Annotated in this window: 18 protein-coding genes and 1 tRNA gene; 6 read left to right on the top strand and 13 right to left on the bottom strand. The window is 65.1% G+C overall.

Going from position 1 to position 21,894, the window contains the following annotated elements; genetic code table 11:
- The first annotated feature begins 8 nt into the window (after positions 1–8).
- Both QFZ41_RS18480 and QFZ41_RS18475 read left to right on the top strand, forming a co-directional pair.
- Complete coding sequence (locus QFZ41_RS18480) at positions 9–998, top strand: RHS repeat-associated core domain-containing protein (protein ID WP_429200072.1); 990 nt, start codon at positions 9–11, stop codon at positions 996–998.
- A gap of 13 nt (positions 999–1,011) precedes the next feature.
- Complete coding sequence (locus tag QFZ41_RS18475; protein ID WP_429200071.1) at positions 1,012–1,596, top strand: hypothetical protein; 585 nt, start codon at positions 1,012–1,014, stop codon at positions 1,594–1,596.
- A gap of 25 nt (positions 1,597–1,621) precedes the next feature.
- Here the strand turns inward: QFZ41_RS18475 and QFZ41_RS18470 are convergent, their stop codons facing one another.
- The gene (locus QFZ41_RS18470) at positions 1,622–2,110 is read right to left on the bottom strand and encodes a hypothetical protein (protein ID WP_429200070.1); all 489 of its coding nucleotides are present in this window, start codon (positions 2,108–2,110) and stop codon (positions 1,622–1,624) included.
- Positions 2,111–2,716: 606 nt separating this feature from the next.
- Positions 2,717–3,307, bottom strand: a complete 591-nt coding sequence (locus QFZ41_RS18465) for a DUF4145 domain-containing protein (RefSeq protein WP_429200069.1) — start codon at positions 3,305–3,307, stop codon at positions 2,717–2,719.
- Positions 3,308–3,402: 95 nt separating this feature from the next.
- Between QFZ41_RS18465 and QFZ41_RS18460 the strand changes: the two genes are divergently transcribed.
- Positions 3,403–3,573 carry a hypothetical protein gene (locus QFZ41_RS18460; protein WP_429200068.1) on the top strand — a complete coding sequence of 57 codons (171 nt, stop codon included), beginning with the start codon at positions 3,403–3,405 and terminating at the stop codon, positions 3,571–3,573.
- A gap of 405 nt (positions 3,574–3,978) precedes the next feature.
- A complete protein-coding gene (locus QFZ41_RS18455; protein ID WP_429200067.1) occupies positions 3,979–4,407 on the top strand; it encodes a hypothetical protein in 429 nt (142 codons plus the stop codon).
- Positions 4,408–4,495: 88 nt separating this feature from the next.
- Here QFZ41_RS18455 and QFZ41_RS18450 read toward each other — a convergent pair.
- From QFZ41_RS18450 to QFZ41_RS18420, 7 genes are all read right to left on the bottom strand, one after another.
- Positions 4,496–4,585 (bottom strand) — tRNA-Ser (locus QFZ41_RS18450).
- 11 nt (positions 4,586–4,596) lie between these two features.
- On the bottom strand, positions 4,597–5,877 hold the full coding sequence (gene serS / locus QFZ41_RS18445) for a serine--tRNA ligase (RefSeq protein WP_429200066.1): 1,281 nt from the start codon (positions 5,875–5,877) through the stop codon (positions 4,597–4,599).
- A 76-nt stretch (positions 5,878–5,953) separates the two neighbouring features.
- Entirely contained in the window at positions 5,954–6,544 is a 591-nt protein-coding gene (locus tag QFZ41_RS18440; protein ID WP_429200065.1) for a hypothetical protein, read from the bottom strand.
- Between the two features lie 104 nt (positions 6,545–6,648).
- Positions 6,649–7,074 carry a hypothetical protein gene (locus tag QFZ41_RS18435; protein ID WP_429200064.1) on the bottom strand — a complete coding sequence of 142 codons (426 nt, stop codon included), beginning with the start codon at positions 7,072–7,074 and terminating at the stop codon, positions 6,649–6,651.
- A gap of 84 nt (positions 7,075–7,158) precedes the next feature.
- Entirely contained in the window at positions 7,159–8,490 is a 1,332-nt protein-coding gene (locus tag QFZ41_RS18430) for a replication-associated recombination protein A (RefSeq protein ID WP_429200063.1), read from the bottom strand.
- A gap of 64 nt (positions 8,491–8,554) precedes the next feature.
- Positions 8,555–9,907: a DUF3999 family protein gene (locus QFZ41_RS18425; RefSeq protein ID WP_429200062.1), complete on the bottom strand. Its 1,353-nt coding sequence runs from the start codon at positions 9,905–9,907 to the stop codon at positions 8,555–8,557.
- Complete coding sequence (locus QFZ41_RS18420; protein ID WP_429200061.1) at positions 9,897–12,185, bottom strand: DUF2339 domain-containing protein; 2,289 nt, start codon at positions 12,183–12,185, stop codon at positions 9,897–9,899. Before QFZ41_RS18420 ends, QFZ41_RS18425 begins: the two co-directional genes overlap by 11 nt.
- Before the next feature lie 906 nt (positions 12,186–13,091).
- On the opposite strand from QFZ41_RS18420, the gene QFZ41_RS18415 reads away from it, so the two are divergent.
- Positions 13,092–16,112, top strand: coding sequence for an ATP-binding protein (locus QFZ41_RS18415; protein WP_429200060.1), 3,021 nt, complete (start codon positions 13,092–13,094; stop codon positions 16,110–16,112).
- Positions 16,113–16,164: 52 nt separating this feature from the next.
- Here the strand turns inward: QFZ41_RS18415 and lolA are convergent, their stop codons facing one another.
- The 4 genes from lolA to QFZ41_RS18395 are packed head-to-tail and all read right to left on the bottom strand — an operon-like array spanning position 16,165 to position 20,720.
- Positions 16,165–16,812, bottom strand: a complete 648-nt coding sequence (gene lolA / locus QFZ41_RS18410; RefSeq protein ID WP_429200059.1) for an outer membrane lipoprotein chaperone LolA — start codon at positions 16,810–16,812, stop codon at positions 16,165–16,167.
- A gap of 31 nt (positions 16,813–16,843) precedes the next feature.
- Positions 16,844–17,272 (bottom strand): hypothetical protein, encoded by a 429-nt coding sequence (locus tag QFZ41_RS18405; protein WP_371022841.1) that lies wholly within the window; start codon positions 17,270–17,272, stop codon positions 16,844–16,846.
- Positions 17,273–17,278: 6 nt separating this feature from the next.
- The gene (locus QFZ41_RS18400) at positions 17,279–19,624 is read right to left on the bottom strand and encodes a DNA translocase FtsK (RefSeq protein ID WP_429200058.1); all 2,346 of its coding nucleotides are present in this window, start codon (positions 19,622–19,624) and stop codon (positions 17,279–17,281) included.
- Positions 19,625–19,655: 31 nt separating this feature from the next.
- On the bottom strand, positions 19,656–20,720 hold the full coding sequence (locus QFZ41_RS18395) for an alanine dehydrogenase (protein WP_429200057.1): 1,065 nt from the start codon (positions 20,718–20,720) through the stop codon (positions 19,656–19,658).
- 190 nt (positions 20,721–20,910) lie between these two features.
- On the opposite strand from QFZ41_RS18395, the gene trxB reads away from it, so the two are divergent.
- Positions 20,911–21,873, top strand: a complete 963-nt coding sequence (trxB, locus tag QFZ41_RS18390; RefSeq protein WP_429200056.1) for a thioredoxin-disulfide reductase — start codon at positions 20,911–20,913, stop codon at positions 21,871–21,873.
- Positions 21,874–21,894 lie beyond the last annotated feature (21 nt).

The following is a 21,894-nucleotide window of genomic DNA, read 5'->3' as shown; positions in this document are numbered from 1 at the left end:
ACATCAACATGTTCAAGGAACGTTCGACCTCGACGGAATGGTCTCGCAGGATGCGATGCGCGCCGCGCTGGCTGCTATGCCTGCTGCTGGCCTGGATCATGTTGGTGGTGGGTGCGGCTCAGGCCGCCGAGACCGTCACTTACTACTACACGAGCCCCCAGGGCACTGTGCTCGCCAAAGCTGACAGCGCAGGCAACGTCATCAGTGCGGCCGACTACCGCCCCTACGGCAGTCAGGCGCTGGGCACGCCGGAGCAGGGGCCCGGATACACCGGGCATATCAATGATGTCGATTCCGGCTTGGTGTACATGCAGGCCCGGTATTATGACCCGGATGTCGGGCGCTTCCTGAGCACGGATCCCGCATCGACGACACCCGGAAGCGTCGCGGCATTCAACCGCTACGTATACGCCAGCAACAACCCTGTGTTGAACATCGACCCGGACGGTCGGCAAAGCGTCCCTGGATCGATCGACTGGCAGGCTCCAGGCATGATGGAAGCCTGGCAGAAGACCGGGCGGGAGGTCACCATTCCCGTCCTGATTGACCTAGTGCCCGGTGGCGGCTTCGTCAATTGCGCGATGCAAGGATGCGGTAGTGGCGGGTGGGCGATGGCGGCGCTTCCTATCGTGGGCGGCGAAATCCGCGGTGCAAGCCGCGTCTTCAGCGTTGGCGAAAAGATGGCCGCCGTTGCCGCGAAGGGGCGTCGAGGGGAGGAAGCGGTCAAGAAAGTAGCAGACATCGGTGAGAAAGTTGCGGTCAATATGAATGGCGGGATGCGCGTTCCCGATGGCATCGTCTTCGGCGAGTCCGTGAATGAGGTCAAAAATGTGGCGCGCCAAGGACTCACCGCTCAGATGCGCGACTATGTTCAATTTGCGTCGAGTAATAATTTGCAACTCAACTTATTCACGAACGAGAGCACCGCAATTTCCAAACCTCTACAAGAGCTGATAGACGCTGGTACGATAAATCACTATCGAATTCCGATGGACTGAGCAGGTGAGCCACATGGTTACCGAGGAAGGAAAGAAGAAGCAGGCTGCGCTCCAAGCCGAAATCGCTAAACGCGTCGCAGGATATAAGCGTGAACAGGAGCAGCTTCTCGGTGAGCTGGCGAGCGTCGGCGTGCACATCGACATGGTGAATCGTTTGCCGATGGTTCCCACTAAGGATTATGTCCAAGCGATCCCGATTCTCGCCAGACATCTGAGAAAAACATATTCCGAGGCAACGCTCGAATCCTTAGCTCGGACACTGGCAACTCAAGAGGCAAAGCAATACTGGGATGAGTTGGTGGAAATGTACCGTAGCAATCGGAACCGAGTTCGCGAAGGCTCGGGCGATTTCACAATGGGCTTGGCGGCCGCGGTTGCGGCTGCCTGTCCGCCCGGACGGCTGGACGAGCTTATTGAGTTGGTGAGAGATACGGAGTTGCCTCATCGGGTTTTGCTGCTGACGCCGCTGCGAAAACGCCGCGGTAAAGACCCTAAGATCGCGCAATTGATTGACGAGCTACGACATGATCCCGCTTTGGCGAAAGAGATCAATTCGTGGAAAATTTTGTCCAAGCAGGCCACGTCGAGGACACATTGAGCGGCGAGCTAGCGGCGCATGAGTGTCACGCGCCCAAATGCTGCTGTAAGGCAAATGTGAGGCCGAACAATTCTTCAGGGTGATATCGATAATCAGCACTCGCAACTTCTGCACCGCTTTCGACCCATGCGGTTCCCAGCCGTTCGTATTCGGATTGGGTCATGTGGCCGTACTTTTCATATGGATACCTCAACCCGACGAAGTTTGCGCTGAGATCTCTCAGCACACCGAAAAGATCGTGTGTCAGCGAGGACGGTCCGATTCGTTCCCCAGCGGTGCGCAGGAGGTTTGCCTGATCGACTGAAGATAGCTGAGCGAAAAGCTTGTCGTATTTATGATGCGCGCAGGATTTGCCAGTGGCTTTCTCTAACGCCACTTTCAACAGCAACTCAAAAGCGAGCAGCCGAAGTAGATAGCCGGAGTCTGAGTTGTCCTCGGCCTGTCGAAGCATGTCGGCTGATTGGAGTCGTGTGGCAGCTTCCCGGACCATCAGGACGTGGCGAATTGGCGTCATAAAGGCGTTTTCCCATATCTGTATCTGTGCGACCGCTGCGTGAGGATGTAATGACCCAGCACTTCCTGCGCAGGTGAGGCCGCTAAGGAAGTTATTCGGTCTATTCCGCCGATATATCAACTCCATGTACGAGAGCAGGCACCTCTCGGTGAATCGTACCCAGCGCAAGCTGCGCGTTAAGAGCATCCGCGCGCGCCGCTGTCGCCGAGTATGACCCAGAAGTGTGGTTCGACTACACCGGCGTCGGACGGGCCGTGTACGAAATTTTCAAACAACACCGCGTACCTCACCCAAAGCCTTTGACGATAACTTTCGCCGGTAATGCGGGGCCTAACGGTCGTGACGGTCACAGTGTTCCTAAAATCGAACTCGTCAGCAAATTGCAAGCGATGATGCAGTGCAAAACTTGCAGATGCCCAGACTCCCGCTAGTGAAAACGTTTCGTCGAGAAGCGCTTGATTTCAACGTCAAGTACACCGCGATTGGCAATGCCACCTTTGGAGCGAGAGAAGGTGCTCATGACGACCTCGTGCTCGCTGTAGCCATTGCAGTGTATGGTCTCGACAGAGGAGATGAATGCAGCGTCTCGCCCCTGCGGATCTAGCGTCACTTGCCACCTGCCCTGCGCTCCTTGAACTTCTCGACTCTTGAAGGAAGAGTGTACGCGTAAGTAAGAAACATCTCGGCGAAGTGCGCTACGTCGCGAGCATCCGCTTCGCTAATCTCCTCCATCTCGTGCATTTCGTTACCAACGACGCGAATACTGTCAGCCCATTGCATCATGGCCGACGGTATTCCAAGGAGCGATTCCAATTTCTTGAGGCGAGAATCGAGCTTGAAAGGCACGTCGTCGCTGGGAAATCGATCCGCCCACAATATCTTGGTCGCCCGGTCCAATGATGTTCTGAACGCGCCTGCGGCTGGGGTCCACTTGCCGGTGTTCAGTATGTCCAGCCCGTCGACGTACGCTTTGGCTACCGGACCGGGCACTCCTTCGGGGGCGGTACTTGGCTGAATGTGAGGGATAATACAGACGAGGTTGAGCTGGCCTTTGTAGATATTTATGTCGCCAAAGAAGTTAGAAGCAGACCCCGTTACGATCAGATTACCTTGTCCACGTATCACCGCGATCGAGTGCTTTCGGCAATGCACGCACTGCACCATGGAGTCGCGGTCCAAGAACAGATCTGAGTACATCGACTCGCAATACACCACCTGGAGAACTGACTTTGGCTGCTTGCATCTGGGGCAAGGCGCTGAGATTGTTAGCATATAGGTGTCCCCTGTAGTAGATGCATGATACCCACAACAACTCGGTTGCCGAAATGAACCTCCGCTACGTCACCATCGGGAAATTCGCCGCCGAATCGAGGTATACCGAGGACGCCATTCGCACGAAGATCAAAAACGGTGTCTGGCTCCATGGAAGTGTGTGGATCAAGGCGCCTGACGGGCGCAACTGATCGACGTGCAAGGGTATGAGCGATGGGTTGAGGGGCAAATGATCTTTGACTTACAGCGTCGATAACCGACCGCACCTCACCGACCGATAACGCAGGGACGGTATGAACGCAGCAAACGACGATCCACTATGGAATGCCGACGCCGTATGCGCCTACATGGGCGGCATCTCGCGCAGGCACTTCCTTGAGCGCGTGGCAAACCTGATTTTCCAAGCCCGTTCGAACTTAGCCGAAAGTCTCGCTTTTGGTATCCGGACGAGGTTAGAGAATGGGTGCGCAAGCATCGGTCTAAATGAGTGGCCGCGCCGCCAGCTGGGCCTTGTGCCGCCGGCTCGGGGCCCGTAAGTTGGCCAGGCACGCGCCGTGCGGGGAAAGCAATGGAATCGCATCACCAGGGGGGAAGCCATGAAGCGTCTCATTCTTTGCTCAGCCATCGCGCTGAGCGTTTCAGCATGCGCGACCAAGCCACCGCGAGCCGATCAGCTTAAGGCCGCTCCAACTGAACACCTAACCGCATTTCAATCACCCAAGGATGGCGATGCCACGCTGATCGTGACACGCGACATCGGGATGTTGGGTGGGGGCTGCTACATGGCCCTGTTCGTCGACGGGCGAGATGTCGGAAAACTCGCCACCGGCGAAACGGCAACATTCCACTTGCCGGCGGGGGAGCACATAGTAGGAACGTGGATTACTGGTTCGGGCCTCTGTGGCTTCCGCGAAGGTGCGGATCGAACGGAGTCCTCAACCATAATTCGCCGCGGCGAGACGAGAAAATTCAGGATTGCGGCTCTCTCGGGTGGTGGATATTCGATCACCCCGACAACGATCTAGCCATTACGCGCAGCGGTTATCTCAAAGGCGGGGTAATTGTGGGGTACTCCCATTAAATACTCGTAACCTATTGATTTTACTAGCTACTTGGCGGAGAGAGTGGGATTCGAACCCACGGTAGGCTTACACCTACGGCAGTTTTCAAGACTGCTGCCTTAAACCACTCGGCCATCTCTCCATAAACTTTTATCAGGCGATAACTTCCAACCCCGCCATATACGGCCGCAACACCTCGGGCACCTCGATCGACCCGTCCGGCTGCTGGAAATTCTCCATCACCGCGACAAGTGTACGACCAACCGCCAGGCCGGAGCCATTGAGCGTGTGCACCAGTTCCGGTTTGCCGGTGGCCGGGTTGCGCCAGCGGGCTTGCATGCGGCGGGCCTGGAAGTCGGTGCAGTTGGAGCAGCTGCTGATTTCGCGGTAGGTGTTCTGGCTGGGCAGCCACACTTCCAGATCGTAGGTCTTGGCGGCAGCGAAGCCCATGTCGCCCGTGCACAGCTGCACCTTGCGGTACGGCAGCTTCAGCGCCTGGAGCACGGCCTCGGCATGGCCGACCATCTCTTCCAACTGCTGGAAGCTGGTCTCGGCCGTGGCGATCTGCACCATTTCCACCTTCTCGAACTGGTGCTGGCGGATCATGCCGCGCGTGTCGCGGCCGTAGCTGCCGGCTTCGGCGCGGAAGCACATCGAGTGGGCCGTCATGCGCAGGGGCAGTTCGTCGGCTTCGACGATGCTCTCGCGCACGAGGTTGGTCAGGGCCACTTCGGCCGTGGGGATCAGGTAGCGCTTGGTGTCGCCCACCTGGGTGCCGAACAGGTCTTCCTCGAACTTGGGCAACTGGCTGGTGCCTACCATCGCGTCCGCATTCACGATCAGCGGCACGTTGTGTTCGAGGTAACCGTGCTTCGTGGTGTGCAGGTCGAGCATGAACTGCGCGAGCGCGCGATGCAGGTGCGCGAGTTGTCCGCGCAGCACGGTGAAGCGCGCGCCGGAGAGCTTCGAGCCGGCTTCCGCATCGAGCCAGCCGTGACGGGTGCCGAGGTCGACGTGGTCCTTCACCGGGAAGTCGAACGGACGCAGGTGGCCCCAGCGGAGCAGTTCCACGTTTTCGTTCTCGTTCTTGCCGACGGGCACGGATTCGTCGGGCAGGTTCGGGATGTCGAGGGCGATGTCGGCGAGCTTGGCCTGCACCTCTGCCAGGGCGTGCTCGTTGGCCTTGAGCTTGTCGCCGATGCCGGCGACCTCGGCCATCAGCGGGGCCACGTCCTCGCCCTTGGCCTTGGCCTGGCCGATGGCCTTGGAACGGGTGTTGCGCAGGTTCTGCAGCTCCTGGGTCTCCGTGGAGAGCGCCTTGCGCTCGGACTCCAGGCGCTCGATCGTGCTCACGTCGAGGTCGAAGTTCCGGGCGGCGCGGAGGCGCTCCGCCGTCTCGGCGAGGCGGCCGCGCAGGAGTGCGGGATCCAGCATTGTCTGTGTTCCGTGGGGTATCGAATGCTGGATTATCGCAAAATTCGATTCGTAGTACGCGCAACGCGTCGCTGGATCAAGCCATCGGCTTGATCCCCGCACTCCGCCCCCTGCGGCCGAGCCACCACCCCGCCGCCGCACCGGCGATCAGCCAGCCGAAGGCCTGCTCGACCAGCGTCCCCGCGGTGAAGGCACCGGGGAACCGGTACCAGTTCCAGTACGGCACGCTCAGCGACAGCCAGCTGAAAATGCCGAAGCCCAGGCCCACGTACAGCCCGCGGACCACGCCGGTGCCGGCACGGAGCATCACGAGCACCACGATCAGCGCGGCCAGGGTGTCGGAGAGCCACTGGTGGAACAGGTTGCCGCCCATGGCCATGGGGTCCTTCCCATAGGGCGAATAGACGATGAAGGCATACGGCGAAGCCTTGGCCTTTGCCGAGAACGCGGCGACGGCCTTGTCGTCGCCGTGCATGGCCATGTCGTAGTGCGGGAGCATATAGATGCCGTGCTCGGCGGGCAGGCCGTCATGCAGGGCGGTGAGCACCTTGTCTTCGTCCAGCGGCGCGCGCATGGACAACTCGCCCAGTGGTAGCACCATGTGCGCGAAGGCGCCCCAGAAGAACATCACGAGGCCGCCGATCAGAGTTGCGATGGCGATGCGCATGGCCGTTCTCCGCGGTGGGTATGGGCCGAGGGTACGTCGGCCCAGCCACCGGGAGTATCGGCCTTTTGGCAGGGGGGTATGGGGCTGAGATCAGCCCGCTTTGCTCACCGATAGTCGGGATCGCGCGCGAGCTGGCCTGTCCACCGGCCTTTCCAGGCCCTGGCGGGCACGGTGAAGTCGAGCGTCATGGTGTCGTCGCCGGCGGCGTGGGTCAGTTCCAGGGACTCCTTCAGCAATTCGTAGCAGACCTTTCCCTTGGCCCTGGCATCGACCTCGGCCTCGGAGAACGTGTAGACCACCGCGCTGCCATAGACGTTGTCGTAGCGCGCCTTCACCCTGCACGTGAAGGCGCCCTCGAAAATGAGCTCCGCGCCATCCGGTCTGAACTGCGCGTGCACGCTCACCTCGTTCGTGCCCTTATGGATCGACCCCTTCCAGACGCCCTCCTGCCAGCCTTTGGCTAAGGCCAGGGTGGGCAGGAGGCAAAGCAAAGCGCCGATGCCCAGGTTCCTCGTGAAGCGCATGACCATGGTGTTGCTCCGATAGCGGGATGGAGGTGCCACGGTAGTCGCGACACGTCACCTGCCCTATCGGGTAAATCCTGATTTTCTCGCTCAGTCCTTCCGGCCCCGCGCCGCGTCGCGGGCGGCACGCAGCGCGGTGAGCTTCTCGCGCAGCTTCACTTCCAGCCCGCGGTCGACGGGATCGTAGAAGGTCATGCCGACCAGTTCGTCGGGCAGGCATTGCTGGTCGAGGGCGACGCCGCCTTCCACGTCGTGGTCGTACTGGTAACCGGTGCCGTAGCCCAGGCCCTTCATGAGCTTGGTCGGCGCGTTGCGCAGGTGCATGGGCACGTCGAGGCTGCCCATCTGCTTCACCGTGGCGCGGGCCTTGTTATAGGCCATGTACGCGGCGTTGCTCTTGGGCGAGATGGCCAGCCAGATGGCGAGCTGGGCGAGGCCGAGTTCGCCTTCCGGGCTGCCCAGGCGCTCGAAAGTGTCCCAGGCGTCGAGGGCCATGCGCCAGGCGCGCGGCTCGGCCAGGCCCACGTCTTCCACCGCCATGCGCGTCATGCGCCGGGCGAGGTAGAGCGGGTCGCAGCCGCCATCGAGCATGCGCGTGAGCCAGTACACGGCGGCGTCCGGATCGGACGAGCGCACGGACTTGTGCAGCGCCGAGATCTGGTCGTAGAACTGCTCGCCGCTCTTGTCGAAGCGCCGCGTGCGGTCGGCCAGCACCTGTTCCAGCGTGGTGTCGTCGATGCGGCCGTCCTCGGCTAGTTCGGCGGCGATTTCCAACAGCGTGAGCGCGCGGCGAACGTCGCCATCGGCGGCGCTGGCGATGAGCTTCAACGAGGCTTCGTCCACGCTCAGCCCCAGGTCGCCGAGGCCACGTTCCTTGTCCGCGAGCGCGCGATGCAAGGCGGCGACGATGTCATCGGGACTCACCGCATCCAGCACGTGCACGCGGCAGCGCGAGAGCAAGGCGGAGTTGAGTTCGAACGAGGGATTCTCGGTGGTGGCGCCGACGAAGATGATCACGCCGCGTTCGATATGCGGCAGGAAGGCGTCCTGTTGCGCCTTGTTGAAGCGGTGCACCTCGTCCACGAAGAGCACGGTGCGACGGCCCTGCGCGAAGTTGCCCTCGGCTTCGGCCAGCGCCTTGCGCACGTCCGGCAGCCCGCTCATCACGGCGGAAATCGCGCGGAAGTCGGCGTCGGCGTAACGCGCCACCAGCAGGGCCAGGGTGGTCTTGCCGCAGCCCGGTGGACCCCACAGGATCATGGAATGCACCTTGCCCGCTTCCAGGGCGCGGCGCAGCGGCTTGCCCTCGCCCGCCACGCGCTGCTGGCCGACGATCTCGTCCAGCGCGCGCGGACGCATGCGCTCGGCCAGCGGTTTCAGGGCTTCGGGTTCGGCGAACAGGCCGGGAGACGGGAAGGACATGAGGTTCGATGCGGACAGTGAGCGCCCATTATCGCGCGTTCACCGTGCACGGCGCCTCAATGGCTTATTCGTCGCCGGGCCGGGGCTTGCGCAGCAGGCTCGCGGCCATGCCCGCCACCAGCGCGGCGCCGAGCAGGAGCACCACCCAGAGCAAGGGACGCGTCCAGTCGAACGGCGCGCCGCTGTCATCCAGCGCCTTGCGGCCAGCGAGTTCCTGTCCCGGCCCCGCCGTGGCCACGGCGGGTCGCCAGGTGGCGCCGCCGTCCTTGCGAAGGGCCGCCATGGCATCGTCGATCGGCCAGGCGGGACGGCGTCCGGCGCGGCTGCCGACCAGCAAGCGGTAAGGCGCGTCGCCCTCGGGCAGGAAGACGAAACGGTCCGGGCGCCAGCCCACCGAGAGGCGCGGCGATTCGCGAAGCGGCGTGGCCGAATGCAGGCGCAGGAGTTCGCGGCGCGCGCGAGACACCGCCAAAGGATGCTTTCCGCCGCCATCCTGCCCCGGCGTGACGACGAGCGTGCCCAACTGTTCGGCGCTCATCGTGCCTTCCACGGCGATGGCGTCGAATCGCGCCACGTTGTCGCTCTTGCCGAGCGTCACGCGCAAGGCGCTCACCGGCAGGGCCGCAGGCAGGCGATAGTCGTAATCGACGCCCTGCCCGCTCGTGCTCGTGTCGGTGGCGGCGAGGTCCAGCCAGCGGCGCGAGGCTTCGTCTTTCGCGGAGGCATCTTCCATCGTGCCGGACAGTGTCACGGTAGCGACGGTGCCGTCCGTCCACGGCGCGTCGCCCGCGGTCACGCGTACGCGGTAGTAGCGTGCCGGAGCACCTGTGAGCTTCACCACGCGCGCGTCCACCGCGCCGTCGCCCTTGCCCAGCGTCACCACGGAAGCGCCGCGGACCAGGGGCGTCCAGTCCTGCAAGTTGCTGCTGGCATCGACGTCCAGCGTGAGGCTGGCGTCGCGGTCGAAGGGCGAGAACTCCAGGCGTTCGGGCGCGACCGGCTGGCGCGCGTCGAACAGCCATTCGCGTGGCGCGCCGCTGGCGGGTGCGGCGCCGGGTTCGATGACGATGTCGCCGTTGGTGTTGCGCTGGATGCGCGGGCCGGCGATGCCACCGGCGCTTTGCGGCACGGCGAGCAAGGGCGCATCGAGTGTCACGGGATGCGACGTGGGCGCGGCGGGCGCGTATAAGCCGGCAGCCACCTGGCGTCCGTGCGCGTCGACGATCACGACATCGGCCAGACCGGCATCGCGGCTCGCCCAGGCATACGCATCCTGAGGCAACTCGACGACGTAGGCCTTCGCGCCCGGCTCGTGCTGGATCGGATAGGCCATCGCGAACGGCAAGGGCGCATCGGCGTGCGTCGCCGTGACGACGAAAGACAACACGAACAAACAGCCACGCCAATCACGACGCATGCGAAGACTCCGCGGACGGGACCGCGCCTTGCCGGGGCGGCGCGGGCGCGAGATAACCGATGACCGTGCACAACAGGCCATAGGCGATGAAGGAAGCGATGCCGAACAGGTTGCCGAGGTGGCCCCGGTCGACCAGCAACAGTTTCAGCAACACCAGCGCCATGGTCGCGGCGCCGGCCATCCAGAGCAGGCGCTGCCCGCGCTTCGAGCCGAGCACCCAGGCCACGACGCCGATCACACTCCAGACCACGGTGAGGGACAGTTCCGCGAGACTGGAACCGGGCACGTCGCCATTCCACGGCACGCTGCCGAGGTGATGCACGGCGCGCAGCGTCATGCTCGTGGCCATGATGAAGAAGATCACGGCGAGCACGGCGGGCCGCGTGGCTCGCACCTCGCGCGGGATCGCCTCGTCGGAAATCGCCCGCGCCACGAAAAGCAGGACCGCCACCAGCAGCAAATCCACCGGGTTGAGCACGGGCACGAAGGGCAAGGGCTTCGGATTGCCGGCGGTGCCGAGCGCCGCGATACCTACCGCGATCATCGCCAGCGCGGCGCAGGCGCCGACGGCGTATCGGATATCGCGCGCATGCTCTTGCAACGGCGACGCCAGCCAGCGCACGGCCCACAACACCAGCGCCGCGAGTGCCAGCGTCGGCAGCGCGGCGGCGAGCAGGTGCCAGCCTTCGCCGAGCGCCGGCGCCGCATCGAGCGCGAGCACGATCGCCAGGGTAAAGACCACCGCCCAACGCACCCACCACACCGTGGCCGATGCCACGGCGGCGACGCGATGCGATGCCACGCCGCGCAAGGCGAACCATCCGGTCACGGCCATGACCGCCACGGCGGCCAACGGCCAACCCGCGAGCGGCTGGATATCCGCGTTCGCCGCGGAAAGCACCACCACCATGCCTGCCAGCAGGAACAGGGGCACGCCGAAGGCCAGCACCACGCCGAGGTCGAGCTTGCGCGTGCGTGGGCATGCCAATCCCAGCAAGCACGCGGTCACCGATGACAAGGCCAGCCAGCAGGCGGATTCGACGGCGGGGTCGATCACGAAGGTGTCGATCTCGTTGGCGAAGCCCACCAGCCACCAGAGCACCGCCCAAATGAGCAGACCGATGCGCGCGAGACTCGACACCCCGCGCGACATGCCATGCCGATCGAACTGCCACACACCCACGCTCGCACCGATCACCAGAAGCAGGCTGCCGATGAAGGTCGCGTTGAGCAGCGGCGTGTCGTTGTAGTGATGGTGGAACAGCGAGGCCAGCACCCATGCGACACCGGCCGCCACTTGCAGGAAGACGCCGGCCCAGCGCGGCAGGCGTCGTGCCTGGCGGAAGCCCAGCCAGATCAGCCCCGCGCCTTCCAGAGCGAACACGCTTGCCGTCACGCTCGCGCTCAAGGCCAGCGGCACGGCGATGGTAGCGAAGGCCACCGCGAGCACGGCCCAGGTCTCGCGCAGCAAGGCCATGTCGTCGCGCTTGCGGATGGCGAAGGCGATGGCCACGTAGATCGCCGCCGCGACGAGCGCCGAGAGCGCCAAGGGCATCGGCTTCCAGTCGAGCAGCGCGCCTTGCAGCAGCAGGCTGACGATCGGGTTGCCGAACATCAGGCAGCCGTCGAGGATGGCTCGCTCGCGTTTCGGGGACCGCAGCACGTGCAGCCACGGCACGGCGAGGTAGAGCAGGAAATGCAGGATGAGGAAGGGCTCGGTGCTGGCGAACAGCGTCGGCTGATAACTGAGGACGCCCCACGTGGTGGCCACGCCGAACGTGGCGATGAAGCCCAATACGTTGAGCACCCGCCATGCGCGCTTCCACGCGATACCGAGGATCCCCAGGTTGAGCACCGCGTAGTAGGAGAACAGGGCGACATGGTTGCCCTGCCCGGTCGACGCGATGATCGGTGCCGCGAAGCCGGCGATCAGGCCGAGCACGGCGAGCGCGAGCGCGTCTTGCAGTACCGCCAGCACGCCGAGGGCGCCGACGAAGACGATCAGCAAGGCGAAGGTCCAGCCGGCCGGCAGCAGACCGTAGAGTCGGTAGGCGGCGAAGACGGTCATGATCAGCACGCCGATCGCTCCGCCTTGCAGCGACAACGCGAAGGCGCGGCGCTTGTCGCGCTGCCACCAGCCGAACGCGGCGCCGGCGATGGCCACGAGCGCGACGATGATCAGACGTACGGACACGGGGATGCGCAGCAAGCCGGTATCGGAGGCGTACTTGAGGAAGGCGGCGATGCCGGCGAAGAGCACCAGCATGCCGACTTTCACCGGGACATTGCCTTCGGTGAACCAGCCTTTGATGGCGGTGGCGAGGCGGTCGGTGAGGGTGGGGCCGGTGGGGGCTGGTGGTTGGAGAGGTGGCGATTGGAGAGGTGGCGATTGGGGAGGTGGCGATTGGGGAGGTGGCGATTGGGGAGGTGGCGGTGGGCGGGTATCGCCGACAGAGTCGGCTCCCACAGGGGGTGCTGTAGATGGCGAGGTTGCTGTAGATGGCGAGGCTGCTGTCGCTGATGTGGCTGCTGTAGCAGGCGAGGTTGATGTGCCCCATGGAGCTGCTGTAGCTGATGAGGGCGTTGTAGCTGACGAAGTTGCTGGGGGTGTCGAGGCTGGTGGGGTCGCGGGCGGCCAGGCGGTGGGCGACCACGCTGAGGCGGAAGCGGAAGCGGATGCGGCTTCGCGTGCGGCGGCGGTGCCGGGAGCCAGCCGGTCGAGTTGTGCGCGGGCGAGGTCGAGGTCGCGTCGTAGTTGCGAGGTGCGGCCCCAGAGGAAACCGATGGCGAAGCCGGCTACACCACCGGCGACACCTTCTCCCACGAAGGCACCGATGACCGCTCCGACGATAGCCCAGACCAGATACATGCCCTTGCTCCCCTGACCACTTCCGATGTTCCGGGGTGAGTCTGGCATGAAATCGCAAGAATGTAGGAGGCGGCTTCGCCGCATCGCCGACAGGTCGGCTCCCACAGAAATCAGGAGCATCGCCGACAGGGTCGGCTCCCACCAGACCGCGGCTAGCTGGTGGGAGCCGACCCTGTCGGCGATGCTTTTCCTCCAGCCGGCAATGTTTTGCCCCACGGAGCCGACCCCAGCTTTCGTGGAAGCCGACTTGTCGGCGATACGGGTTACTCTGGCCCTAACCTACGACGCCGCCATGCCATACCGCCCTCGCCCCACATGACCTTGCGCACTCCTGACGTCCGCCACCTCATGCTCCTCCTGGCGGCGTTGCTTGCGTGGCTTCCGGTCGCGCATGCCACCGACCCCACGCGCACGCTGGCCCAGCTCCACCACACCGCGTTGCGCGCCGAAGAAGGTGCGCCGGCCAGCATCGTGTCGATGGCGCAGACCGAGGACGGGTGGCTCTGGCTGAGCACGCGCATGGGGCTGTTCCGCTACGACGGATTCACCTTCGAGAAGATTCCCCTCCAGCCACCCGCGAGCAACGAGAGCGAGGCCACCTGGACGATCTATGCCGCCCCCGGCGGCGATCTCTGGGTCGCCGGTGCGAACGGTGGCGTGGCGCGCGTGCGCGATGGGAAGGTCACGCTTTACAGCGCCGCGGACGGCTTGCCCGACCACGTCGCGGTCAACGACTTCGGCACCGGCGGCGACGGCAACCTGTGGGCCATCAGCGAGGTCGGCGTCTATCGTCTCGATGGTTCGCGCTGGAACGAAGTCTCGTCCCAATCGGGCATCCCCCACGAGATCGACATGTTCCTCGAGGACGCACGGGGCAACCTCTGGGCCGGCACCGCTGGCAACCTGTACGTGCTGCGCAAGGGCGCGCGGCGCTTCGAGGACACGGGCATTCGCAACGGCTCGCGCAGCCACCTGATGATGCATCCCGATGGCAGCCTCTGGCAGCGTAGCCATGAAGGCCTACATCCCCTGCCGGGTGAATGGGGCAAACCCTTTCCCCATCCTCGTCCGAAACGCGCGAACAGCACCACGACGATCTTCGATCGCGACGGCAATCTCTGGTCGATCGCGTGCGCGCTGAACCTCTGCCGCATGTCTGCCCGCGACATCGGCAAGTGGACCACCGGCGACGCCAGCGATCCGGCGATGCAAACCTTCAGCGAAGACCTCGGCATGACATCGCAGGCCACCATGGTCCTGCTGGAGGATCGCGACGGCCATGTGTGGGTCAGCACGAAGATGGGGCTGGATACCTTCCGCGACACATGGCTCTCGCGCATTCGTTTCCCCAAGCCCGAGGTGTACTTCGCCCTGGTCGAGGACGGCCAGGGACAAGTCTGGACCGGCACGGCCGCGCGCACCGCCTATCCCGACCTGCTGTGGAAGCTCACGCCCGACCCGGTCGCGCTGCCGGGCTTCGAAGGCGCGATCAACAGCGCCTACCGCGACACCGACGGATCGCTCTGGTTCGGTGGCAGCGGAACGCTGTGGCACAGGCACGGCGACACGATAGACACCATCGACCTTCCCGACGACGCGGCCGAGCGGCGGACGATCGTGCAGGCCATCGCGCGCGACGGCATGGGCCGCCTGTGGATTTCATTGCGGCTTCGCGGCGTGTACATGCGCACGGCCGGCGGCTGGTTGCCTGCGTCCACCATCGCGCCCTTCCCCGCCCTCGCGCCCGCCGTCATCCATGTCGATCCCGCCGGGAAGCCCTGGTTCGGCTACCTCGACGGCACGGTGGCCACGCTCGACGGCAACACGTTACGGCGATTCGACGCCGGCACCGGCATGGAACAAGGACCGGTGACCGCCATCGCCACCATCGGTGACCATCTCGTCGTGGGCTCGGAACACGGCCTGTCGTTCTTCGACGGCGACCGCTTCCGGCGCCTCACCGCGCAACCGGCGGACCGTTTCAATTCGATCACCGGCATCGTCCGCAGCAAGGACGGTTGCGTCTGGGCATATGGCATCGCGGGCGTGATCCGCTTCACTCCGCAGGCATGGAACGCCGCGCTCAGGCAGCCGAAGGTCCCCGTCGAAGTCCAGGTGCTGACGATGGAGGACGGTCTCGCCGGGCCGGCGCAGTTGGTGCGGCCGTTGCCGACCGCGCTCGCCGCCAGCGACGGACGCTTGTGGTTCGCCGGCTCGCAAGGCCTCGCATGGCTCGACCCTTCGGTACCGCCTTCCGTGCTCCCGCCACCACCGGTCGTCATCAAGTCGGTGGTCTCCGGTGCCACGACCTTCCAACCCGGCGAGACGGTGCGGCTGCACGACACTCGCGACCTCAGCGTCATGTACACGGCACTGGCCCCCGGGCGCCCACGCGGGCTGTCGTTCCGCTACAAGCTCGAAGATGCCGATGGATCGCCGCAGGATGCCGGCAACCGGCACGAGGCGTTGTACACCGACCTGCCGCCAGGCCAGTACCGCTTCTGGGCCGAGGCGTCCTATGACGGCCTGCACTGGTGCCGCTCGACACCGTTCGCGGTGATCGTGGCACCCCACCTGGTCGAGCGCACGCCGTTCAAGGTGCTCTGCCTGCTGGCCGCCGCGGGACTCGTGTGGCTCGCCCACCGCTGGCGCGTGCGCCTGCTGACGCAACGTCTGCGGCTGCGCCTGGACGAACGGCACGGCGAGCGCGAGCGCATCGCGCGGGAACTCCACGACACGCTGCTGCAAGGCGTGCAGGGCCTCATCCTGAAGTTCCAGGTGTTCGTCGACGGCCTGGCGAAGGAAAATCCGTCGCGCGCGGCGCTGGAGCACACCATCGACCGCGCCGAGGCGCTGCTGGTGGAAGGACGCGACCGGGTGAAGGGGCTACGCAGCCATGCTTCCGAGGAAGGCTCGCTCGAAGACCGCATCGCCGGCCTCGCCGATAACGTCGGCATTCCCGTGTACTTCGCCGTGCAGTACGGCGCACGGCGGCGCGCGGTGAATCCCGTGGCGATCGACGAGCTCTACAGCATCGTGCGCGAGGCCGTGATCAACGCCATGCAGCACAGCCATGCGCAGTCCATCCGCATCACCGTGGAGCATGCGCGGCGGGCGTTGAAGATCCACGTGAGCGACGACGGCGACGGCTTCACCGCCGTGCCGGACACACGCGATGACCGCAACGAGCACTTCGGGCTGGTCGGCATGCGCGAACGCGCGATGCGCATGGGCGGCAAGCTGAAGGTGCAGTCGGCACCACAGCGCGGAACACTCGTGACGGTGAGCATCCCGGCGCGGGTGGCTTACGCCGGCAACGGGCGAAAGAAGCGGTGAGGTCTAGGACTCGCGGGCCAGCCCGCTTCCCACCCGGTTTGCGTGAAGAAGCTCATTTGACCGGCTGGGTTTGCAGTACGGGGGCGTCGCCGATCACGTCGGTGCCCTGCGGCGGCACGAAGTTGAAGGTGTCGGCGGGCAAGGCGGCGTTACGCTGCCAACCCGCGAACTGGATCGTCGTGGTGTTGCCCAGCTGGTCCTTGAACACCATGCGGGCCAGGCCGCTGGCGTCGAAGCCGAGGTCGGCGTAGTCGAACTGCGGGTCCTTGCTGGTGGACTGCAGGCGCAGCCACTGCAAGCCATCGTGCTCGCCCATCTCGGCGACCTTGAAGTCCTTGTCCATCTGCGAGAGGTCGGTCAGCACGGTGAGCGGGCTCTGCGCTTCCTCGGTGCTCTGCTTGCGTACCGTGACCTGCTCGAGGTCGGGGTCGTACAGCCACACGCGGCTGCCGTCGGCGACGATCGTCTGCTTGTACGGCGCCGTGGTTTCCCAGCGGAACTGGCGCGGCGCCTGCAAGGCCATGGTGCCCGTGCTGGTCTTGCCCGGATCGCCATTGGCGTTGGCCATGGTCTGGCTGAAACGGCCGGACAACGAGTGCATGCCCTTGGCGAAGGCATCCAGTCGATCGCGCGCCGGGCCGGCGGCGAAGGTCGGCAGGCTCAGGAGGGACAGCGTCGCGGCGAGCAGCAGGCGTTTCATGGCGTGGTTTCCGTGGGTGGCGGCGCGATTGTCAGCGATCGGTCTCGAACAGCGACTTAAGCATGTCGATGGCTTCGCCCGGGGTGATTTCCCCGGCTTCCATCTTCTCGCTGATGTCGGCGATGGCCTTGCCGTCACGATGCCAGAACGGCGCGTCGCGCGTGGCCGTGTGCACCGGGCGGGCTTCCTGGCCCAGCACGGCGATCTCGGCGATCTCCGGCTGCTCGGCGAAGATGACTTCCAGGGCGTCGTCCACCCCGGCCGTGTGGCCTTGCGGGTAGTCGCGGGTCACGAAACAGGCGCGGCCGTCGTCGCTGCGCAGTTCCAGCCCCGGAATGGACGGGTTGAGTTCGAAGATGCCTTCGACCTCGTCGAGCACCTCGGCCGTGGGCACGAGGTCACCGGTGACGAGCAGGCCCCAGGGGCGCTGGCGAAGCGCGCCCGGCTTGATGGCGTTCATGCGGGATCAGTCCTTCGGAGGCGGCGGCGCGAGCACTTCACGGTTGCCGTTGTGCTGCGGCGCGCTGACGATGCCGTCCTGCTCCATCTGTTCGACGAGGCGGGCGGCGCGGTTGTATCCGATGCGCAGGTGGCGCTGTACGCCGGAGATCGAGGCGCGTCGCGTCTCGGTCACCACGCGCACCGCGCGGTCGTAGAGGGCGTTGTCGCTGTCGCTGTCGCCCTCCGCGTCCTGCGGCAGGCCGGAGTCGTTGATGATCTTGCCGTCGGAGGTCGACTGCACTTCCTCGAGCACGCCGTCGATGTAGTTCGGCGTGCCCTGCGCGCGCAACCATTCCACCACGTTGTGCACCTCGTGGTCGTCCACGAAGGCGCCGTGCACGCGTTCCGGCGTGGCCGTGCCCGGCGGCAGGTAGAGCATGTCGCCGTGGCCCAGCAGGGCTTCCGCGCCGGACTGGTCGAGGATGGTGCGCGAATCGATCTTCGAGGACACCTGGAAGGCGATGCGCGTGGGAATGTTCGCCTTGATCAGGCCGGTGATGACGTCGACCGAGGGACGCTGCGTGGCGAGGATCAGGTGCACGCCCGCGGCGCGCGCCTTCTGCGCCAGTCGCGCGATCAGTTCCTCGACCTTCTTGCCGACGATCATCATCATGTCGGCGAATTCGTCGATGATGATGACGATGTGCGGCAGCGGTTGCAGCGGTTCGGCCACCATGCCTGGCATGTCCGGGTTGGCGCGGAACAGCGGATCGAGCAGCGGCTGGCCGTTGTTCTCGGCGTCCTTCACCTTCTTGTTGAAACCGCCGAGGTTGCGCACGCCGACCGCGGCCATGAGCTTGTAGCGGCGCTCCATCTCGGCCACGCACCAGCGCAGCGCGTTGGCGGCTTCCTTCATGTCGGTGACGACCGGCGCCAGCAGGTGCGGGATACCCTCGTAGACGGAGAGTTCCAGCATCTTCGGATCGATCATGATCATCCGGACGTCCTTGGGGCTGGACTTGTACAACAAGCTCAGCACCATGGCGTTCACCGCCACCGACTTACCCGAACCGGTGGTACCGGCCACGAGCAGGTGGGGCATCTTGGCCAGGTCGGTGACCACGGCCTTGCCGCCGATGTCCTTGCCCAGGGCCAGCGCCAGGGGCGACTTCACCTGGTCGTAGCGTTCCGAACGCAGGATCTCGGACAGGTAAACGATCTGTTTCTTGGTGTTCGGGATTTCCAGGCCGATGACGTTCTTGCCCGGAATGACGTCGACCACGCGCACGCTGACCACGGAAAGGCCGCGCGCGATGTCCTTGTCCAGGCTGGACACCTGGCTGCCGCGCACGCCGGCCGCGGGCTCCAGTTCGAAACGGGTGATGACCGGGCCGGGATACACACCGACCACGCGGGCATCGACACGGAAATCCTTGAGCTTCAGTTCCACCTGGCGCGAGAGCACCTCGAGGGTTTCCTCGGAATAGCCCGGACCCTGCGGCGGCGCTTCGTCCAGCAGCGACAGCGGCGGGATCTCGCCGTCCATCGATGCGCCGGTGAACAGCGGAATCTGGTTCTCGCGGCTGGCACGCTCGCTCTTGACCACCATCGGCGCCGGCGTCTCGATGCGCACGGGCTCGCGTTTGGCCTGCTTCACCGCGTCGGCCTTCTTGACCACCTCGCGTTCGGCGCGGGCCGAACGGGCGGCCATCACGTCGGGCGCGCGGCGCATCTTGCCGCCGAACCAGCCGGCGACACGCATGACGATCTCGCCGGTGTTGTCCATCACGCGGAACCACGAGAGGCCGGTGGCGAGGGTCACGGCGATCAGGCACACGGCCAGCAGCAGCAAGGGCGCACCCTTGTCGCCGAAGGCGTTGTGCAGGCCATGCCCCACCCACTTGCCGACGATGCCGCCCGGGCCTTCCGGCAGCACGGTGGCATCCACGTTGAGGTAGACCAGAGCGGGCGCGGTGATGAAGAAAAAAACGAAGCCGATGAGCCGCAGCGACGGCTCCCAGGGCTGCACGTTGCGCTCACCGCGATGACGGATCACCTGGACCCCTAGCGCGAGGAGCAACAACGGAAAACCGTACGACACCAGGCCGAAGATGTACCGGAGCAGGTTGGCGATGTTCGCTCCGACCGCGCCACCGAAATTGGTGGCACGCTCGGCGACGCCCATGTGGCCCCAGCTCGGGTCCTGGTCGTTGTAGCTGAGCAAGCAGACGAGGAGGTAAAGGGCGAGCGGGACCAGGAGCAGTGCCCCGGCTTCGCGCAGGCGGCGCTTGAGCTCGTCGCTCAAGCCCTCCCGCTGGGCCTTGACCTGCGCCTTGGCCTGCTTCTTTACGACTTTCGCGCTACGCGCCACTAACGAACGACCTCGGTCCCGGTGTCCGGCATCATGCCATGCCCTGGAGGGCCGGATGCACGATCTTGCCGTTCTCGATGTTGATGCCCGCGGCCAGCGGGGCGTAGTCGCGCCACTCGTTGCCGGCGGCCAGGCGCTGCACGTACGGCAGGATGGCGGCCGAGATGGCGGTGGACGAGGTCTGCGGCACGGCGCCCGGCATGTTGGTCACGCAGAAGTGCGTCACGCCGTGGACGTCATAGGTGGGCTCCTTCCAGGTGGTCGGACGCGAGGTTTCGAAGCAGCCGCCCTGGTCGATCGAGATGTCGACGAGCACCGAGCCCTTCTCCATCGTCTTGACCATGTCTTCGGTGACCACGCGCGGCGCCTTGGCGCTGGGGATGAGCACGGCGCCGACGACGATGTCGGCGTTACGCACTTCCTCGGCCACCGACGACTCGTAGGCGTACAGGGCCGTGACATTCGGGCCCAGGGCCATCATCTCGGCCATGCGGTCCGGACGCTTGTCGAACACGACCACGTTGGCGCCCGCCGAGGCGGCCAGCGCCGCGGCGTTGCCACCGGCCGCGCCCGCGCCCAGCACCACGACCTTGCCGCGCGGCGTGGAAGCCATGCCGCCCAGCAGCTTGCCCTTGCCGCCGTTGGGCTGGTGCAGGAGGGTCGTGCCGATCTGGGTGGCGATGCGGCCGGCGATGACCGACATCGGCAGCAGCAGGGGCAGCACGCCGTTCTCGTCCACGGACTCGAAGGCGACGCCGGTCAGGCCGATGTCGAGCAGGCTGCGGGTGAGCGCCGGCTCGGCGGCCAGGTGCAGGTAGCAGAACAGCAGGTGGTGCTTCTTCAGCAGCTTGAGGTCGCCTTCGATCGGTTCCTTGACCTTGACGATCAGCTCGCCCTTCTCATAGACGGCGGCGGCGTCGGGCAGCACGGTGACGCCCAGTGCGGCGTAGTCGGCATCGGCGTAGCCGCTCTTGCTGCCGGCGCCGGCCTGGATGAATACCTCGTGGCCGCGACGGGCGAGGTCGGCGGCGGCGGCGGGAATGAGGGCCACGCGGCCTTCGAGGGTCTTGGTTTCGGAGGGGATACCGATGCGCATCGTATGGAGGATCCTGAATGAGCTGACTAAAGTCGGACAGAATAAGCAAATGTCTTGAATCGCACCCCCGTGTTCCCCATTCTTCCGGGTCGACAACGTGACTCGCGGACCTCGATACGGCCTTAGCATCCTGCCGCAAGAGGCGAGCGGTACGACTGAAACACGCTGCAGTAAACCTCAAGGATTATACATGAGCACCCCCAAGCACAGCCGCCTGCTGATCCTCGGCTCCGGCCCCGCCGGCTACACGGCCGCGGTTTACGCCGCCCGCGCCAACCTGAAGCCGACGATGATCACCGGCCTGCAGCAAGGTGGCCAGCTGATGACCACCACCGAGGTGGACAACTGGCCGGGTGACGAAAAGGGTGTTCAGGGTCCGGAACTGATGCGCCGCATGGCCGAGCACGCCGAGCGCTTCGAGACCGAGATGGTCTTCGACCACATCCACAGCGTCGACCTGGGCAACCGCCCCTTCCGCCTCAAGGGCGACAGCGGCGAGTACACCGCGGATGCGCTGATCATCACCACCGGCGCCACCGCCAAGTACCTGGGCATCGCCTCGGAAGAGAAGTTCAAGGGCCGTGGCGTCTCCGCCTGCGCCACCTGCGACGGCTTCTTCTTCCGCGACCAGGACGTGGTCGTGGTCGGCGGCGGCAACACGGCTGTCGAAGAGGCGCTTTACCTCGCCAACATCGCCCGCAAGGTCTACCTGGTCCACCGCCGCGACAAGCTGCGCGCCGAAAAGATCATGCAGGACAAGGTCTTCGAGAAAGCCGCCGCCGGCAAGATCGAGCTGCTCTGGAACCACCAGATCGACGAGATCCTGGGCGACGACTCGGGCGTGAACGGCGTCCGCGTGAAGGACGTGAACACCGGCGCCAAGCGCGACCTCGATGTCCAGGGCTTCTTCGTCGCCATCGGCCATACCCCGGCCACCGGCATCTTCGAAGGCCAGCTAGAGATGAAGGACGGCTACATCCAGATCCAGTCGGGCCTGCACGGCATGGCCACGGCCACCTCGGTGCCGGGCGTGTTCGCCGCTGGCGATGTCGCCGACCACGTCTACCGCCAGGCCATCACCTCGGCCGGCTTCGGCTGCATGGCCGCGCTGGACGCGGAACGCTGGCTCGACCAGCAGCACCTGCTGACCTAAAGGCCGCCACGATGTGGTCGC

It is taken from the genome of Luteibacter sp. W1I16 (genome assembly GCF_050434905.1).
Taxonomy (GTDB): domain Bacteria; phylum Pseudomonadota; class Gammaproteobacteria; order Xanthomonadales; family Rhodanobacteraceae; genus Luteibacter.
This window is presented reverse-complemented; position numbering and strand designations above follow the sequence as displayed.

Bases quoted from the DNA above. Each gene is read 5' to 3' on its own strand.
- QFZ41_RS18460 (WP_429200068.1), top strand. From the start codon at position 3,403: ATGCATGATACCCACAACAACTCGGTTGCCGAAATGAACCTCCGCTAC.
- QFZ41_RS18470 (WP_429200070.1), bottom strand. From the start codon at position 2,110: ATGACGCCAATTCGCCACGTCCTGATGGTCCGGGAAGCTGCCACACGA.
- QFZ41_RS18455 (WP_429200067.1), top strand. From the start codon at position 3,979: ATGAAGCGTCTCATTCTTTGCTCAGCCATCGCGCTGAGCGTTTCAGCA.
- serS (WP_429200066.1), bottom strand. From the start codon at position 5,877: ATGCTGGATCCCGCACTCCTGCGCGGCCGCCTCGCCGAGACGGCGGAG.
- QFZ41_RS18435 (WP_429200064.1), bottom strand. From the start codon at position 7,074: ATGGTCATGCGCTTCACGAGGAACCTGGGCATCGGCGCTTTGCTTTGC.
- QFZ41_RS18415 (WP_429200060.1), top strand. From the start codon at position 13,092: ATGACCTTGCGCACTCCTGACGTCCGCCACCTCATGCTCCTCCTGGCG.
- trxB (WP_429200056.1), top strand. From the start codon at position 20,911: ATGAGCACCCCCAAGCACAGCCGCCTGCTGATCCTCGGCTCCGGCCCC.
- QFZ41_RS18430 (WP_429200063.1), bottom strand. From the start codon at position 8,490: ATGTCCTTCCCGTCTCCCGGCCTGTTCGCCGAACCCGAAGCCCTGAAA.
- QFZ41_RS18405 (WP_371022841.1), bottom strand. From the start codon at position 17,272: ATGAACGCCATCAAGCCGGGCGCGCTTCGCCAGCGCCCCTGGGGCCTG.
- lolA (WP_429200059.1), bottom strand. From the start codon at position 16,812: ATGAAACGCCTGCTGCTCGCCGCGACGCTGTCCCTCCTGAGCCTGCCG.
- QFZ41_RS18395 (WP_429200057.1), bottom strand. From the start codon at position 20,720: ATGCGCATCGGTATCCCCTCCGAAACCAAGACCCTCGAAGGCCGCGTG.
- QFZ41_RS18480 (WP_429200072.1), top strand. From the start codon at position 9: ATGTTCAAGGAACGTTCGACCTCGACGGAATGGTCTCGCAGGATGCGA.
- QFZ41_RS18425 (WP_429200062.1), bottom strand. From the start codon at position 9,907: ATGCGTCGTGATTGGCGTGGCTGTTTGTTCGTGTTGTCTTTCGTCGTC.
- QFZ41_RS18465 (WP_429200069.1), bottom strand. From the start codon at position 3,307: ATGTACTCAGATCTGTTCTTGGACCGCGACTCCATGGTGCAGTGCGTG.
- QFZ41_RS18475 (WP_429200071.1), top strand. From the start codon at position 1,012: ATGGTTACCGAGGAAGGAAAGAAGAAGCAGGCTGCGCTCCAAGCCGAA.
- QFZ41_RS18440 (WP_429200065.1), bottom strand. From the start codon at position 6,544: ATGCGCATCGCCATCGCAACTCTGATCGGCGGCCTCGTGATGTTCTTC.